The organism is Pleomorphomonas carboxyditropha (assembly GCF_002770725.1).
Classification (GTDB): Bacteria; Pseudomonadota; Alphaproteobacteria; order Rhizobiales; family Pleomorphomonadaceae; genus Pleomorphomonas; species Pleomorphomonas carboxyditropha.
Window position 1 is genome coordinate 435803 of sequence record NZ_NQVN01000001.1, and the last position, 16340, is coordinate 452142.

Genomic DNA, 16340 nt, shown 5'->3' on the forward strand with positions numbered 1-16340 from the left:
ACGCCTCGTTCGGTGCGCCGTCACACCGTGAGTTGCTGGCCGAGCTCGACCACCCGGTTGGAGGGCAGGCGGTAGAAATCGGTGGCGTTGGCCGCCATGCGCGTCAGCGAGATGAACAGGCGGTTCTGCCACATCGGCATCGGCGACTGCGGGCTCGGCTTGAAGGAGCGGCGGTTGAGGAAGAAGGAGGTCGCCATGATGTCGAACTTGATGCCTTGGCGGCGGCAGTCCGCCAGCGCGCGCGGCACGTTCGGCGTTTCCATGTAGCCGAAGGTCAATTCGACGAGGATGAAATCCTCCGACAGCGGCTCGATCTTGACGCGCTGATCGTCCGGATAGCGCGGCGTCGTCGCCACGTGCACGGTCATGATGATGTTCTTGGCGTGCAGGACGTTGTTGTGCTTGAGGTTGTGCAACAGCGCGCTCGGCGCGATGTCCGGGTCGGAGGTCAGGAACACGGCGGTGCCGCCGACCCGCACCGGGTGCGACTTGGCGAGCATCTTCAGAAGGTCGCTGAGCGGGATGTTCTCGCGATGCGACTTCTCGAACACCAGTTCGCTGCCGCGCACCCAGGTCCACATGCAGGTGGCGACGCAGAAGGCCAGCGTCAGCGGCAGATAGCCGCCGTCGAATACCTTCAGCAGGTTGGCCGACAGGAAGATGATTTCCATGGACAGGAAGGGGGCGACGATGGCGACGGCCACCCAGATCGGCCACTTCCACACCTTCCAGACCACGATGAAGGCCAGCATGGACGACATCACCATCTCGCCGGTGACGGAAATGCCGTAGGCGGAGGCCAGCGCGCTCGACGAGCGGAAGAAGACGACCAGCGCCAGGATGCCGACCAGCAGCATCCAGTTGATGCGCGGCAGGTAGATCTGGCCGGCCTGCGTCTCGGAGGTGTGGCGGCTCTCGATGCGGGGAATGAGGCCGAGCTGCACCGCCTGCTGGGTCAGCGAGAAGGCGCCGGTGATGACGGCCTGGCTGGCGATGATGGTGGCGATGGTGGCCAGGAGGATGAAGGGGATCAGCACCGGCGGCGGCACCATCAGGAAGAACGGGTTCTCCAGCGCCTCGGGGCGGGAGAGCACCAGCGCGCCCTGGCCGAGATAGTTGAGCGTCAGCGCCGGGAACACCAGCACCAGCCAGGCGAGCTGGATCGGCCGCCGGCCGAAATGGCCCATGTCGGCATAGAGCGCCTCGGCGCCGGTCACCGCCAGGAACACCGAACCGATGACCACGAGGGCCAGGAAGCCGTGGTCGATGACGAAGGAGATCGCCGAGGTCGGCAGCAGGGCGTAGAGGATGGCCGGATCGTCGCTGACGTGCATCAGGCCGAGCAGGCCGAGGCAGAGGAACCAGACGGCGGTGATCGGTCCGAACCAGGCGGCGACCCGGCCGGTGCCGAAGCTCTGGATGGCGAACAGCGCTATGAGGATGACAATGGTCAGCGGCACCACATAGTGGGAGAAGCCGGGCGCCACCACCTTCAGGCCCTCGACCGCCGACAGCACTGAGATCGCCGGGGTGATGACGGCGTCGCCGAAGAACATCGAGGCGCCGAGAATGCCGATGATCAGCGCGAAGCCGCCCCGCTTGCCGAGCGCGCCGCGCACCAGCGCCACCAGCGACAGCGTGCCGCCTTCGCCCTTGTTGTCCGCATACATGACGAACAGCACGTATTTCAGCGTCACCACCAGCGTCAGCGACCAGATGAGCAGCGACACGACGCCCGTCACCTCGGAGCGGGTGATGCCGTCGGCGGCGGTGTGATGCAACGCCTCGCGGAACGCGTAGAGCGGGCTCGTGCCGATATCGCCGTAGACGACGCCGACCGAACCGACGGCGAGGCCGAGCAGCGAGCCGGTGGCGTGCTGCTGCTCGCCGTGGCCATCTGCGGTCGGAGAAGAATCGCCCGTCGGGCGGCCTTTTGCTTTGGCGTCGTTCATGTAGAACCGTCACAGGGATCGGACGTCGGTGACGTCGGCTCGATCCGGCGGCGTGGAAATAGCGGAATATACGCAAATCCGCAAGCATGGCCGCCGGAGAGCGGTGCCGGCAAATTGGGCAGGTTTGCGGGGCTTGCCGCGTCGTTCATTCGTCGATCCCCCGAGGGGCGAGGCCCCCGCCGGCCGGCCGTCGGTCCGGCCTTTGGGGCGGAACGCGGCGCGGCGAATGAGGTTCCAATTTGCCGGGCTATGCTCTAGAAAGCGCGAAACCGCCGCCGGCCGTATTTCCGCGTCGATCCGGCATCCTTCCGGTCGAGTGTCGCCCCGAGTTCCGCCATGTCGCTTGTTCCCGTGCTTCTCGTCGCCATCGGCGGCGCCTTCGGCTCGGTCTGCCGCTATCTGGTCGGCGTCGGCGCCGGTCGGCTCCTGGGGCCCGACTTTCCGTTCGGCACCATGATCGTCAATATCACGGGCTCCTTCATCATGGGCCTGTTCATCGAGCTGCTGGCGCTGAAACTGGACGGCTCGGAATCGCTCCGCCTGTTCGTGGCGGTCGGCATCCTCGGCGGCTTCACGACGCTGTCGTCCTTCTCGCTCGACACCATCGTGCTGTTCGAGCGCGGCTCGGCCGCAACCGCCGCCGTCTATGTCGCGGGGTCGATCATATTGTCGCTGGCCGCGCTGGTGGCCGGTCTCCACCTCGTGAGGGCCTTCGCATGACCCATGGAACCCCCGGCGGACCGCGCGTCGACATGATCGCCGTGGCCAAGGACGAGGCCGGCATGCGCCTCGACCGCTGGTTCAAGGAGCATTTCCCGGGCCTCGGCTTCGGCCATCTGCAGAAGCTGATCCGCTCGGGCCAGGTGCGCGTCGACGGCGGCCGCTGCAAGACCGACCAGCGGCTCGGCGCCGGCCAGACGGTGCGGGTGCCGCCGCTGCAATACGGCGACGCGGCGCAAGGCGGCGCCTCCTTCCACGACGGGGAGGGCGGCGCGCCGATGGCCCGGCCCAAGCAGGTGGCCTCGGCCAACGAGGCCGACTACCTGCGCTCGCTGCTGCTTTACGAGGACGAGCACGTCTTCGTCTTCAACAAGCCGGCCGGCCTCGCCGTGCAGGGCGGATCGGGCATGACGCGCCACATCGACGGCATGCTGGAGGCGCTGCGCGACAGGAAGGGCGTCAAGCCGCGCCTCGTCCATCGCCTCGACCGCGAGACCTCGGGCTGCCTCCTGGTCGCCCGGTCGCGCCTTGCCGCCGCGACGCTGGCCCGCACCTTCCAGACCCGCTCGGCGCGCAAGATCTACTGGGCGCTGGTGTTCGGCCAGCCCAAGCCGGCCCAGGGCAAGATCTCTTCCTGGCTGAAGCGCGTGCCGGGGCCGGACGGCGACATGATGACGGTGGCCAAGCACGGCGAGCCGGATGCCCAGCACGCCGTCACCTATTATTCGATCGTCGAGCATTCGGCCGGCCGCCTGTCGTGGCTGACCATGAAGCCGACCACCGGCCGCACCCACCAATTGCGCGTCCATTGCCAGGCGATGGGCCATCCGATCATCGGCGATCCCCGCTATTTCGACATCGAGAACTGGCAGTTGCCGGGCGGCGTCCAGAACCGGCTGCACCTTTTGGCCCGCCGCCTCACCATCCCGCATCCGGCCGGCGGCGAGGTGATCGACGTTACCGCGCCGCTGCCGCCGCACATGCTGCAATCCTGGAACCTGCTGGGCTTCGAAGTGTCCGACAAGGACGAGGAGAATCCGTCGTTCCCGGAAGATTGACACGACGGGACGTCGGTTCGACCTATGGTAGAAGCCAGGCGAGACGATTCGGAACGCCCTCGCGGAGCACGCAGGGCGGCGTAGGGTGTTTGCGCCGCGCCGGGAGGAAGAATGATCGCCAAGCTGGACCGGATGCGCATGATCCCGCTGATCGGCGCCATTCTCGCCATCGGCTTTCTGATCACCAACATGGTCAGCTATTTCATCGCCGTCGACACCATGCGGCAATCGATTGTCGAGAGCGAGCTGCCGCTTACCGGCTCCAACATCTATTCGGAGATCCAGACCGATCTGGTGCGGCCGATCCTGGTTTCCTCGCTGATGGCCAACGACACCTTCCTGCAGGACTGGCTGCATTCGGGCGAGCTCGATCTGGCGGCGATCACGCGCTATCTCCAGCGGATCCAGCGGCAGTACAATGCCTTCACCGCCTTCCTGGTGTCGCGCGATACCCAAGCCTACTACCATTTCGAGGCGCCGCCGCGGCATCTCAAGCGCGACGATCCGGCCGATGGCTGGTTCTTCCGCTCGATCGACGCCACCGCCCCCTACGAGGTCAACGTCGATATCAACAAGCAGCAGGACGACGCGCTGACGGTCTTCATCAACTACCGGGTGCTCGACCACGACGGCAAGATGATCGCGCTGACCGGCGTCGGCCTGGATTTCCGGACGGTCCGCAACATCGTGGCGCGCTATCGCGACCAGTTCAACCGCAACATCTATTTCGTCGACGGGCGCGGCGACATCGTGGTGGCGACCGACGCCGATACGCCGGTCGGCGCCTCCATCCGCGCGTCCGAGGGGCTTTCCACCATCGCCGACCGCATCCTCGGCGAGGAGCGCGGCGAATATGCCTTCGAGCGGAACGGACGGAACATCCTGTTGTCGCACCGGCTCATTCCCGACCTCGGCTGGCGCGTCATGGTCGAGCAGGACGAGGCGGCGGCGATGCGGCCGCTGTGGCTCGGGTTTCTGTTCAATCTCGCCGTCGGCTTCCTGGTCATTGCCGTATCGCTCGTCCTCGTCTCCCTGGCGTTCGGCGTCTACAGGAAGCGGGTCGGCGAGCTGGCGTTCCGCGACGCGCTGACCGGGCTGGTCAACCGGTCCGGCTTCGAGGCGGAGTTCGAGGTGCGGATATCGGCCCGGCGCGCCCCGCCCGGGCCATTCAGCCTGATCCTGATCGACCTCGACGGCTTCGGCGCCTTCAACGACCGGTTCGGGCGGCCGGTCGGGGACGCCGCCCTCGGCAAGGTCGGCCGGATCGTTGCCGGGGTCGCCAGCGGCGCCGGCGTCATCGCCCGCCTGGACGGCGACGATTTCGCCGTCCTCAAGGAAGGCAATTCCGACGCGGCCACGCGTTTTGCCGACAGCCTCGTCAAGGTCGTCGGCGCCGAAACTTTCGGCGACAGCGCGCTCGCCCGCCTGACGGCGAGCATCGGCGTTACCGCGCTCGCCGCCGGCGAGGAGCGCGGCGCGGCGATGGACCGGGTCGACCGGGCGCTGCGCAAGGCCAAGGCGGCCGGCGGCGACCGGGTCTGCCTCGCCTGATTGCCGAGCGGAGGGGCGGTTTCGACCGGCAGCCGCCTGGCCGCGATCGGCGGCCCGAAGCGCCCGGCTCCGCCCCATATCTTTCAGTCTCCGAATTTTTCCAACCGCTTGGGAACAATTTCCGTTTCCGCGAGTTTAGATAAGTTATGAAATAAGCTTGGGGCAAGGAAGGCGGGTAAATATTTTCTGATTTTTTGCAGGTCCACGCGATAATCAAAAGCGCTTTCTACGGGGAATTGCGTACAATTTAAGTATGACTTAAAAAGATAAGCCAAAATATATGCCAAAGAGGAATGGCGATTAAGTCTGATATTCCTTGAACGTCTTTGCGTACGTGTTATCTTTTCGGTGCAGTGTCGCGTCGAACGTATTTTGGGAGGATGTGTCATGAACGTCACCGAAGTGTCCTTCGTCGCAGCGGCGGCTGCCGCGGTCAGCGGAAAGGCTTTGCCGGCCATTGGCCAGACGCCCGCCCGCTATGCCGGCCATGCGTTCGAGACCGGCGCCGACGCGCCCGATCGCCCGGGCGTTTTCGTCCTGACGACCGAGCTGTCCGGCCGCGCCCATCCGGTTTATGTCGGCGAGAGCGAGTCGGTCATCGTGGCGGTTTCGGCCATTCTGGCCGCCAACCCGATTCTGAAGCGGCTGACGGCCGGCGTGTTCTGGAAGGTGTCGCCTTTCACCCTCGACCGGAAGCATCTCGTCGAGGCCCTGGTCGAAGAATACCAGCCGCACTTCAACGTGGCCGGCGAGGCGGAGAATCACGCGTCGGAGCATGCGTCCGAGAACGGCGACGACTGGGTGCGCGATCCCCTCGAGTTGATCGCCCGCTTCTGAAGCGTTTTCCGCATTTACCGGAAACGCCAAAATACTACAACTCATTGAGTTGACGCATTTTCCTCCCGTGAGCCGGGGTCCACTTCGCTCGAAAATGCTTTAGGCGGCAGTCGACTGGATAGCTGGGCAACGAAAAGGCCCCGAACCGGAGACGGTTCGAGGCCCTTGGCGTTGTTTGTGTCGCGACGATCCAGTTATCGCATCGGATTGTCCGCAAACCGGAGTCCACTTCTCGGTCCGATGCTTCAGCCTTCGCTCGGCTGGGCGGCGAGGCGCATGTCGAGATAGCGGCCGCAATGGTCGATCAGCTCTTCGATCTTCTGGTCGAAGAAATGGTTGGCGCCTTCGATGATCTTGTGATCGATGACGATGCCCTTCTGGGCCTTCAGCTTGTCCACCAGCGCCTGCACGTCCTTCTGCGGCACCACCTTGTCGATGTCGCCGTGAATGATCAGGCCCGACGAGGGGCAGGGGGCCAGGAAGGAAAAGTCGTTGAGGTTGGCCGGCGGCGCGATCGAGATGAATCCCTCGATCTCCGGGCGGCGCATCAACAGCTGCATGCCGATCCAGGCTCCGAAGTCGAAGCCGGCCACCCAGCAGAACCTGGCCTCCGGATGGATCGACTGCACCCAGTCGAGCGCCGAGGCGGCATCCGACAGTTCGCCCGAGCCATGGTCGAACTGGCCCTGGCTGCGGCCGACGCCGCGGAAGTTGAAGCGCAACACGGCGAAGCCGCGCTCCTTGAACATGTAGAACAGCCGGTAGGCGACCTGATTGTTCATGGTGCCGCCGAATTCCGGATGCGGGTGCAGGATCATGGCAATCGGCGCGTTACGCACGGCGGCCGGCTGATAGCGGCCCTCGATGCGCCCGGCAGGGCCGTTGAAGATCACTTCGGGCATGTTGTCCTCGATCTCGACCTTCCACCCGGGGCCGCTGCCGTCGCCGGCAGGGCGCGTCGTATTGACGCGGGGAAGGTCTGGTCCTAGATTTAGAACTACTCAAAACTGATGCGAGCGGCGCATCGTTCGGCTTGTGCGCTTGCACTGGACCGCCGGCCGGTCCGGCGTCAAGAAAAATCGCATCTTCGAGGATCGTTGAACGGTCCGAGGCCGGTCTGGCAGGTCAAAAGCGGATGGTATAGTGAACGCACCAGTCGCCCGATCGTTCCGGACGGCTGTTGCGGATGGGGAAGGGCATGGCGGAGGCACGCCTCTATTTCGACTGGAATGCCGGGGCGCCCATGAAGGCGATCGCCCGGGCGCGCCTCGTCGAGCTGCTCGACCGTCCCGGCAACGGCTCGTCCGTGCATGCCGAGGGGCGGGCGGCGCGCGCCGTCCTCGAGCAGGCCCGGCGGTCGGTGGCGCGGCTCTGCGGCGCCGAGGCGAAGGGCGTCACCTTCTCATCGGGCGGAACGGAAGCCGCCAATACCGTGCTGACGCCGGACTGGACGCTGTTCGGCAAGCCCTACCGTCTCGACCGGCTGCTGGTTTCGGCCGTCGAGCATCCGGCGGTGGCGCGCGGCGGGCGCTTTCCGGCCGACAGCGTCGAGGTCATTCCGGTGGACGGCGACGGCATCGTCGACCTTGCCTTTATCGAACGCCGTCTTGCAGAGCTGGCAGCGGCCGGCGAGCGGGCGCTCGTCTCGGTGATGATGGCCAACAACGAGACCGGCGTCGTCGAGCCGGTGGCCGAGGTGGCGCGGCTCGGCCGGGCGCATGGCGCGCTCGTCCACTCCGACGCGGTGCAGGCGGCGGGCAAGCTGCCGATCGACATCGAAGCGCTGGGGCTCGACGTGCTGACCCTTTCCGCCCACAAGATCGGCGGCGGGCAGGGCGTCGGCGCCGTGGTGCGCGGCCGCAACGGCTTTGCCTTCTCGCCGCTCGTCACCGGCGGCGGCCAGGAATCCTGGGCGCGGGCCGGCACGGAGAATGTCGCGTCCGTCGGCGCTTTCGGTGCGGCCGCCGATGCCGCGCTCGGCGATCTCGGGCGGGTGGCGGAGGTCGCCGCGCGACGCGACCGCATCGCCGCGACGATCCGCGAGGTTGCGCCGGATGCGACGATCTTCGGCGAGCATGCACCGCGGCTGGCGAACACGCTTTGCTTCGCCGTGCCGGGCGTTGCCGCCGAGACGGCGGTGATCGCCTTCGATCTTGCCGGCGTGGCGCTGTCGTCCGGCTCGGCCTGTTCGTCGGGCAAGGTGACGGCGAGCCCGGTGCTGATGGCGATGGGGGTCGATCCGGCGCTGGTCAAGGGCGGCCTCAGGGTATCGATCGGCCCGGAGACCAGTGACGAGGAGGTGAGCGCTTTCGGTTTGCGGGCGCGCAACGTCCTCGCCGCTATGAGGAAACAACATGGGACCGCCGCAGCCTGAGTGACTACCGGCTGCGGAAAAAAGCGACTACATTGAGTTTACATTTCCCACGGTCCTTGAAACCGCGTGGAAGGAGCGAGAGATGGCAGCAGTCAAGGAGACGGTCGATCAGGTTCTGTCGATCGACGTCGACAAGTATAAGTATGGCTTCGTCAGCGACATCGAGTCGGATCTGGCGCCCAAAGGCCTCAACGAAGATATCGTCCGTTTCATTTCGGCCAAGAAGGACGAGCCGGAATGGCTGACCGAATGGCGGCTCGAGGCGTTGCGCCGCTGGCAGACCATGGAGGAGCCGACCTGGGCGCGCGTCGACTATCCGCCCATCGACTTCCAGGACCTTCACTATTACGCCGCGCCGAAGAAGACGACGGGTCCGAAGAGCCTCGACGAGGTGGATCCGGCGCTGCTCGATACCTACAAGAAGCTCGGCATTCCGCTGAAGGAGCAGGAAATCCTGGCCGGCGTCGAAAAGGGCGAGCGGCCGGTGGCCGTCGACGCGGTGTTCGACAGCGTCTCGGTGGTGACCACCTTCAAGGCCGAGCTCGCCAAGCACGGCGTCATCTTCTGCCCGATCTCGGAGGCGGTGCGGACGCATCCGGAGCTGGTGCGGAAATATCTCGGCTCGGTGGTGCCGATCACCGACAACTTCTACGCCACGCTGAACTCGGCGGTGTTCTCGGACGGCTCCTTCGTCTACGTGCCGAAGGGCGTGCGCTGCCCGATGGAGCTGTCCACCTACTTCCGCATCAACGAGAAGAAGACCGGCCAGTTCGAGCGGACGCTGATCATCGCCGACGAGGGCGCCTACGTCTCCTATCTCGAGGGCTGTACGGCACCCTCGCGCGACGAGAACCAGCTGCACGCCGCCGTGGTCGAGCTGATCGCCCTCGACGATGCCGAGATCAAGTATTCCACCGTCCAGAACTGGTATCCGGGCGATTCGGAAGGCAAGGGCGGCGTCTTCAACTTCGTCACCAAGCGCGGCGACTGCCGGGGCAAGAACGCCAAGATCTCCTGGACGCAGGTGGAGACCGGCTCGGCCATCACCTGGAAGTATCCGTCCTGCATCCTGCGCGGCGACAATTCGCGCGGCGAGTTCTATTCGATCGCCATCTCCAACGGTCGCCAGCAGGTCGACAGCGGCACCAAGATGATCCACCTCGGCAAGAACACCTCGTCGAAGATCATCTCCAAGGGCATCTCGGCCGGCCGGTCCAGCAACACCTATCGCGGCCTGGTGTCGGTCGGCCGCAAGGCGTCCGGCGCCCGCAACTTCACCAACTGCGACAGCCTGCTCATCGGCAACAAGTGCGGTGCTCACACCGTGCCGTATATCGAGAGCAAGAACGCCTCGGCCATCGTCGAGCACGAAGCCACCACGTCGAAGATCTCGGACGACCAGCTCTTCTACTGCCTGCAGCGCGGCCTGCCGCAGGAGGAAGCCATCGCCCTGATCGTCAACGGCTTCGTGAAAGACGTGCTGCAACAACTGCCGATGGAATTCATGGTGGAGACGCAGAAGCTGATCGGCATCAGCCTCGAAGGCAGCGTCGGCTAGACCTGCCGGGCGCGCCGCGACCGCGCCTCCTTCTTCAAGACCAACGACAACGAGCCTCCGCCATGGGCGTCGAGGCCAAACGGACGACAGGACAAGACCATGCTCGAGATCAAGAACCTTCATGCCCGGATCGGCGACCGCGAGATCCTGAAGGGCCTCACTTTGACCGTGAATCCCGGCGAGGTGCACGCCATCATGGGGCCGAACGGCGCCGGCAAGTCGACGCTGTCCTATATCCTGGCCGGCAAGGAGGACTACGAGGTCACCGAGGGCGAAGTGCTCTTGAACGGCGAGTCGATCCTCGACCTCGAGCCCAACGAGCGCTCGGTGGCCGGCCTGTTCCTCGCCTTCCAGTATCCGATCGAGATCCCCGGCGTCGCCACCATGACCTTCCTGAAGGCGGCGCTCAACGCCCACCGCAAGGCGAAGGGCCAGGACGAGCTGACCACCCCTGAATTCATGAAGCTGGTGAAGGGCGTCTCCGAGAAGCTGAACATCACCTCGGAGATGCTGCGGCGGCCGGTCAACGTCGGTTTCTCCGGCGGCGAGAAGAAGCGCGCCGAGATCATGCAGATGGCGCTGCTGCAGCCGTCGATCTGCATCCTCGACGAGACCGATTCCGGCCTCGACATCGACGCGCTCAAGGTGGTGGCCGAGGGCGTCAACGCGCTGCGTTCGCCGGACCGCGCCTTCGTGGTGATCACCCACTACCAGCGCCTGCTCGATCACATCGTCCCGGACATCGTGCACGTGCTGTCCGACGGCCGCATCGTCCGCACCGGCGGGCCGGAGCTGGCGCTCGACCTCGAGAAGAACGGCTACGCTGCCTACGTGGCGGACGCGGCCGCCTGAGGGGGATGATCATGGTTGCCACCCCCGTCCGCACGCCGGCCGAACAGGCGCTTGCCGCCCGCTACCCGGCCGAGAGGACGTCGCTGCCCGGAACGGCCGACGTCATCGCCATCCGCGATGCCGCCTTTGGCGGCGTCGACAGAACAGGCCTGCCGCACCGCCGCGTCGAGGACTGGAAATACACCGACCTGCGCGCCCGGCTGAAGACCTTCCCGCCCGCCGCCGGCGCGGCCGACGTCGCGCGCATCCTGATCGCCGCTCCGGCGGTGGAGGGCGACAAGGCGCGCCGTCTGGTGATCGCCAACGGCCGCTACCGGCCGGAACTGTCCGACCTCAAGGACCTCGAGCCCGGCCTGTCCGTCTTCTCGCTGGCCACGGCGCTGGAGGCCGGCGACGCCGTGGTGCTCGCGGCGCTGAAGCTCGATGACGGCATTGCCGCCAACACGGCCGTGGCGCTCAACACCGCCTTCATGACCGACGGCCTGGTGATCACGGTCGCCGAGGGCGCGGAGGTTGCCCGGCCGGTGGAGCTGGTGCACATCGCCGAGGGCGAGCCCGCCGCATCGACGGCCGTGCGTCATCTCGTCACCGTCGGCAAGGGCGCCCGGCTGACGCTGATCGAGACCATCGAATCGCTCGATACCGTGGCGCACCAGTCCAACGTCCTGACGATGATCGAGGTGGGCGAGGGGGCCAAGGTCGACCACATCCGCCTGCAGCTCGAGCCGGACGAAGCGGTCAGCCTGACCACGCTGGTGGCCAGGATCGACCGCGAGGCGAATTTCGACACCTTCAACGCGGCGCTCGGCGCCGGCCTCGCCCGGGCGCAGATCTTCGCCGAGTTCGCCGGCCGCGACGCGGAGGCCGGTTTTCGCGGCATCACCATGCTCAGCGGCCGCCGCCACGCCGACACCACGCTGTCGCTGGTCCATGGCGCCGAGAACTGCCAGAGCCGCGAGCTCTACAAGGCGGTCATCGACGGCGAGGCCCGCTCGGTGTTCGCCGGCCGCATCGCTGTGCCGGCCCACGCCCAGAAGACCGATGCGCGGATGATGACGGCCTCGCTGCTGCTGTCCGAGGAAGCCGAGGCCGACGCCAAGCCGGAGCTGGAGATCTTTGCCGACGACGTCCAGTGCGGCCACGGCGCCACCTGCGGCGCCATCGACGACGATCTGCTGTTCTATCTCCTGTCGCGCGGCATTTCCAAGGTCGAGGCCGAGAGCATGCTGATTCTCGCCTTCCTCGGCGAGGCGATCGACGAGATCCAGAATCAGGCGGTTCACGACGCTCTCATCCACCGGGTCGAGGGCTGGCTGAAGGCTAGAGCGGCGTGAGCCGGCATGGCCGCCCGGCGTGCCGGGCGGCTCAGACAAGAGACAAATGACGATGTCCGTTCCGTCCTATGACGTCGAGGCCGTGCGCAGGGATTTCCCGATCCTCGCCGAACAGGTCTATGGCAAGCCGCTGGTCTATCTCGACAACGGCGCCTCGGCGCAGAAGCCGCTGGCCGTGCTCGACCGCATGCGCCATGCCTATACCCACGAATATGCCAACGTTCACCGCGGCCTGCATTACCTGTCGAACGCGGCGACCGAGGCCTATGAGGACGCCCGCGAGGCGGTGCGCGCCTTCCTGAACGCGCCGTCGATCGAGCAGGTGGTGTTCACCCGCTCGTCGACCGAGGCGATCAACCTGGTGGCGGCGAGCTACGGCGGCCTGGTGCTGGGCGAGGGCGACGAGGTCATCCTCTCCATCCTGGAGCACCACTCCAACATCGTGCCGTGGAACTTCCACCGCGAGAAGAAGGGCGTGGTCATCAAGTGGGCGCCGGTCCACGACGACGGCGGCTTCGACCTTGAGGCGTTCGAGAGGCTGTTCACGCCGCGCACCAAGATCGTCGCCATCACCCAGATGTCCAACGTCACCGGCACCATCGTGCCGATCGCCGAGGTGACGCGCATCGCCCATGCCCATGGCGCGGTGGTGCTGGTCGACGGCAGCCAGGGCGCGGTGCACCTGCCGGTCGACGTTCAGGCGCTGGATGCCGATTTCTACGTGCTGACCGGCCACAAGGTCTACGGCCCCACCGGCATCGGCGTGCTCTACGGCAAGCGGCATCTGCTCGAGGCCATGCCGCCCTGGCAGGGCGGCGGCGAGATGATCGAGACGGTGACCACCGAGGGCGTGACCTACAACGCGCCGCCGCATCGCTTCGAGGCGGGCACGCCGGCGATCGTGCAGGCGATCGGTCTCGGCGCCGCGCTGCGCTACATGGAAAGCCTCGGCCGCGAGGCCATCCTCGCCCACGAGACCGATCTCCGCGACTACGCCATGCAGCGGCTCGGCGAGATGAATTCCATCCGCATCTACGGCACAACCATGGAGAAGGGCGCCATCGTCGCCTTCTCGATGGACGGGGCGCACGCCCATGACGTCGCCACCGTCATCGACCGTTCGGGCGTCGCCGTGCGCGCCGGCACCCACTGCGCCATGCCGCTGCTCACCCGCTTCGGCGTGACCTCGACCTGCCGCGCCTCCTTTGCCCTCTACAACACGCGCGCCGAAGTGGACGCGCTGGTCACGGCCCTCAGGAAGGCCGAGGCCCTGTTCGGATGACCGAGATGACCGACCAAGCCGATCCGTCCCCCAATCTGCCCGAGACCATCGCCGGCTCGGCCATCCCGCCGGCGGAGCTCGAACGCATCACCGACGACATCATCGCGGCGCTGAAGACCGTCTACGATCCGGAGATCCCGGCCGACATCTACGAGCTCGGCCTCGTCTACCGCATCGACATCGACGACGACCGCCTGGTCACCATCGACATGACGCTGACCGCGCCGGGCTGCCCGGTGGCCGGCGAGATGCCGGGCTGGGTGGAGAACGCCGTCGGCGTGGTGCCCGGCGTCTACGGCGTCAAGGTCAACATGGTGTTCGATCCGCCCTGGACGCCCGACCGGATGAGCGAAGAGGCGCAGATCGCCACCGACTGGTATTGAGGGGGGCGGTCCGGCGCCGGCAAGCGCTTCGACCCTCTCCGTTCCTTACGCCGCCGTCGACAGAGGCTTGGCACGTTCGACGCGGGCGCGTTCCTCCGGCGTGTTCATGATCTGCCAAAGGTCGTTGCGGCGCTGCACGTTCAGCCAGAACTCGGGGCTGTTGCCGAACACGCGGGCCAGAATGAGAGCCGTCGCCGCCGTCACGTTACGCCGGCCGTTGCACAGTTCGTTGACATGCTTGCGCTGGACGCCCATCGCCTCGGCGAGGGCGCCCTGCGTCAGTCCCATGGGCAGCATGAACTCTTCCGTCAGAATCTCTCCAACCGTGGCCGGCTTGCGTGTCGTCGTCAGCATTCTGTCACCTCACCGGTAGCTGTGATCATCGAGATAAATATCCGACGCTTCGCCTCGGCTGCCGTCCCAGCGAAAAACCAAACGCCATTGCTTGTTGACGCGAACCGAATGGTAGCCATCGAGCGCACCGCGCAATTTCTCGAAATGATTGCTCGGCGGCACGCGCAAGTCCTGATCCGTCGTTGAATCGTCGATCATCTGGAGGCGACGGAACAGACGGTTTTCCAGATCGGCCGGGACGTTGCGGGAGCGCATGTCGTCTACGAAGAAGGCCCGCAACCATTCGTCCCTGAATCCGACGATCATGCCTCGCCTCCGACTGATATGAGTGAGTGTACCGGACTATAGCTCACTCAACAAGGGTCTTCTTCCCAAGCCCGCTATTCCCGCTGTCCCGCGTTCCGGCAGGGCGGCCATGCGGCAAGGCGCTTGTCGGCGGTGCGTTTGCACCCTATTTTCAATCCGATCGCTCCGGCCTTGAACCGGGGCGGGTCTGGAGACTTTGACATGGCTCTCGCCAAGTTCGCCGTCATGACGCTGACCGAATCCGCCGCGACCCGCGTGCGCGAGATCGTCGACAACGCCGAGGATGCCTTGGGCGTCCGCCTGGGAATCAAGAACGGCGGCTGCGCCGGCATGTCCTATACGCTCGACCTTGCCCGCGAGGCGCTGCCGGGCGACGAACGCGTCGAGGCGCATGGCGCCACGGTGTTCGTCGAGGCCAAGGCGGTGCTGTTCCTGCTCGGCACCGAGATGGATTTCGAGCAGACGCCACTCCGCACCGGCTTCGTCTTCCGCAATCCCAACCAGGTCGGCGCCTGCGGTTGCGGCGAGAGCGTCAGCCTGAAGCCGGCCGAGCGGGTGGAGGCGTAAGGGCGCAAGTCGCCTTTTCGGTTTTGGCCGGAGATTACCCCTCTCTCCAACTCTCCCCCACAAGGGGGGAGAGGGTTCGTCGAGCCGAATGAGGCAAACTTTCAGGCCGATAGGTTCTGAAAAGAACCAAGCCGTGCCCTCTCCCCCCTTGTGGGGGAGAGTTGGAGAGAGGGGTAAATCTTCCGCAATTGCCTGAAAACGAAAGGGGAGCGAGACGCTTGTCCCGCTCCCCTTCGCATTTGCATTTGCCCGCGATTTACCAGTTGTGCTGGTAGGCGCCGATTTCCTCGAGGATGCGGTCGACGTCGGCCTTCTGGCAGAGCTGGGTGCCCGGCATCATCACCGAAGCGGTGCCGGAGGCGACGCCGAGACGGAAGGCGTCTTCCGGAACGAGGCCGGAGGCGAGGCCGTAGACCATGCCGCCGACGAAGCTGTCGCCGGCGCCGGAAGCGCTCTTCACCTCGACGTCGGGCGCCTTCAGGAAGAGATGGTTGTCGGCGGTGACCAGCAACGCGCCGTCGCCGCCCATGGTGATGGCGATCATCTTCACCTTGCCGGAGGCGATCAGCTCCTTGGCGGCGGGAACCATGTCGTCGACGGTCGGCAGCGGCCGGCCGACCAGCTTGGCGAATTCGCTTTCGGACGGCTTGAACAGGGTGATGCCGCCGCGCTCGAGCGCCAGGTCAAGCGGCTTGCCGGAGGTGTCGAGCACCAGGTTGCTGCCACGCTCCAGCACGAGGTCGGCGAGCTGGACGTAGAAGTTCTCCGGCATGCCGCGCGGCAGCGAGCCCGAGCCGACGCACCAATCCCACTCGATGTCCTTGAGCGCGTAGAGACAGCGCTTCCACTCGATCTCGCTGACCTCCGGACCCTCCGGAATGAAGCGATACTCGAGGCCGGTCGACCGCTCGTAGACGAGATGGGCGACGCGGGTGCTCTGGGCGATGGGAATGCGGCGGCGCGGAATGTTGTGCGCGGCCAACAGCTCGTCGAACATCTGGCCGGTGGTGCCGCCCGACATGTAGAGGGCGATGGAGCTGCCGCCGAGTTCCTGGATCACGCGCGTGACGTTGATGCCGCCGCCGCCCGGATCGTGCTGTTCGTTGGTGATGCGAATCTTATGGGTGTGCCGGACGACCTCGGCCTCGGCCGTGTCGTCGATGGATGGATTGAGTGTGAGCGTGACGATCGGTTTCATTGGTCGCTATTTCA

16 protein-coding genes are annotated in these 16340 nt (G+C 65.8%); 11 read left to right on the plus strand and 5 right to left on the minus strand.

What is annotated here, in order from left to right:
- Positions 1–20: 20 nt before the first annotated feature.
- The gene (locus tag CJ014_RS02040) at positions 21–1952 is read right to left on the minus strand and encodes a potassium transporter Kup (protein ID WP_100078841.1); all 1932 of its coding nucleotides are present in this window, start codon (positions 1950–1952) and stop codon (positions 21–23) included.
- A gap of 336 nt (positions 1953–2288) precedes the next feature.
- Between CJ014_RS02040 and crcB the strand changes: the two genes are divergently transcribed.
- The 4 genes from crcB (at position 2289) to CJ014_RS02060 (ending at position 6118) form a co-directional block, all read left to right on the plus strand.
- A complete protein-coding gene (gene crcB / locus CJ014_RS02045; protein WP_100078842.1) occupies positions 2289–2672 on the plus strand; it encodes a fluoride efflux transporter CrcB in 384 nt (127 codons plus the stop codon).
- Positions 2669–3730, plus strand: coding sequence for an RluA family pseudouridine synthase (locus tag CJ014_RS02050; RefSeq protein WP_245426992.1), 1062 nt, complete (start codon positions 2669–2671; stop codon positions 3728–3730). The genes crcB and CJ014_RS02050 overlap by 4 nt, the downstream gene beginning before the upstream one ends.
- A gap of 111 nt (positions 3731–3841) precedes the next feature.
- A complete protein-coding gene (locus CJ014_RS02055) occupies positions 3842–5281 on the plus strand; it encodes a GGDEF domain-containing protein (RefSeq protein WP_100078844.1) in 1440 nt (479 codons plus the stop codon).
- Positions 5282–5668: 387 nt separating this feature from the next.
- Positions 5669–6118 carry a hypothetical protein gene (locus CJ014_RS02060; RefSeq protein WP_100078845.1) on the plus strand — a complete coding sequence of 150 codons (450 nt, stop codon included), beginning with the start codon at positions 5669–5671 and terminating at the stop codon, positions 6116–6118.
- Positions 6119–6363: 245 nt separating this feature from the next.
- Here the strand turns inward: CJ014_RS02060 and CJ014_RS02065 are convergent, their stop codons facing one another.
- Positions 6364–7020: an alpha/beta hydrolase gene (locus CJ014_RS02065; RefSeq protein WP_100078846.1), complete on the minus strand. Its 657-nt coding sequence runs from the start codon at positions 7018–7020 to the stop codon at positions 6364–6366.
- A gap of 296 nt (positions 7021–7316) precedes the next feature.
- Here CJ014_RS02065 and CJ014_RS02070 point away from each other — a divergent pair, with 296 nt between their 5' ends.
- From CJ014_RS02070 to CJ014_RS02095, 6 genes are all read left to right on the plus strand, one after another.
- A complete protein-coding gene (locus CJ014_RS02070; protein WP_100078847.1) occupies positions 7317–8492 on the plus strand; it encodes a cysteine desulfurase family protein in 1176 nt (391 codons plus the stop codon).
- Between the two features lie 82 nt (positions 8493–8574).
- Positions 8575–10050: a Fe-S cluster assembly protein SufB gene (gene sufB / locus CJ014_RS02075; protein WP_100078848.1), complete on the plus strand. Its 1476-nt coding sequence runs from the start codon at positions 8575–8577 to the stop codon at positions 10048–10050.
- 99 nt (positions 10051–10149) lie between these two features.
- A complete protein-coding gene (gene sufC, locus CJ014_RS02080; protein ID WP_100078849.1) occupies positions 10150–10902 on the plus strand; it encodes a Fe-S cluster assembly ATPase SufC in 753 nt (250 codons plus the stop codon).
- 11 nt (positions 10903–10913) lie between these two features.
- On the plus strand, positions 10914–12236 hold the full coding sequence (sufD, locus tag CJ014_RS02085; protein ID WP_245426995.1) for a Fe-S cluster assembly protein SufD: 1323 nt from the start codon (positions 10914–10916) through the stop codon (positions 12234–12236).
- 46 nt (positions 12237–12282) lie between these two features.
- Positions 12283–13518: a cysteine desulfurase gene (locus CJ014_RS02090; protein ID WP_100078851.1), complete on the plus strand. Its 1236-nt coding sequence runs from the start codon at positions 12283–12285 to the stop codon at positions 13516–13518.
- 5 nt (positions 13519–13523) lie between these two features.
- Complete coding sequence (locus CJ014_RS02095) at positions 13524–13901, plus strand: SUF system Fe-S cluster assembly protein (RefSeq protein ID WP_100079315.1); 378 nt, start codon at positions 13524–13526, stop codon at positions 13899–13901.
- A 45-nt stretch (positions 13902–13946) separates the two neighbouring features.
- Here CJ014_RS02095 and CJ014_RS02100 read toward each other — a convergent pair whose 3' ends face one another.
- Together CJ014_RS02100 and CJ014_RS02105 are read right to left on the minus strand one after the other, a co-directional pair.
- Positions 13947–14255: a HigA family addiction module antitoxin gene (locus CJ014_RS02100; RefSeq protein ID WP_100078852.1), complete on the minus strand. Its 309-nt coding sequence runs from the start codon at positions 14253–14255 to the stop codon at positions 13947–13949.
- Between the two features lie 9 nt (positions 14256–14264).
- On the minus strand, positions 14265–14561 hold the full coding sequence (locus tag CJ014_RS02105; protein WP_100078853.1) for a type II toxin-antitoxin system RelE/ParE family toxin: 297 nt from the start codon (positions 14559–14561) through the stop codon (positions 14265–14267).
- 201 nt (positions 14562–14762) lie between these two features.
- Here CJ014_RS02105 and sufA point away from each other — a divergent pair, with 201 nt between their 5' ends.
- Positions 14763–15128: a Fe-S cluster assembly scaffold SufA gene (gene sufA / locus CJ014_RS02110; protein WP_100078854.1), complete on the plus strand. Its 366-nt coding sequence runs from the start codon at positions 14763–14765 to the stop codon at positions 15126–15128.
- A gap of 256 nt (positions 15129–15384) precedes the next feature.
- Here the strand turns inward: sufA and CJ014_RS02115 are convergent, their stop codons facing one another.
- Positions 15385–16326 (minus strand): 1-phosphofructokinase family hexose kinase, encoded by a 942-nt coding sequence (locus tag CJ014_RS02115; protein ID WP_100078855.1) that lies wholly within the window; start codon positions 16324–16326, stop codon positions 15385–15387.
- Positions 16327–16340: the final 14 nt, after the last annotated feature.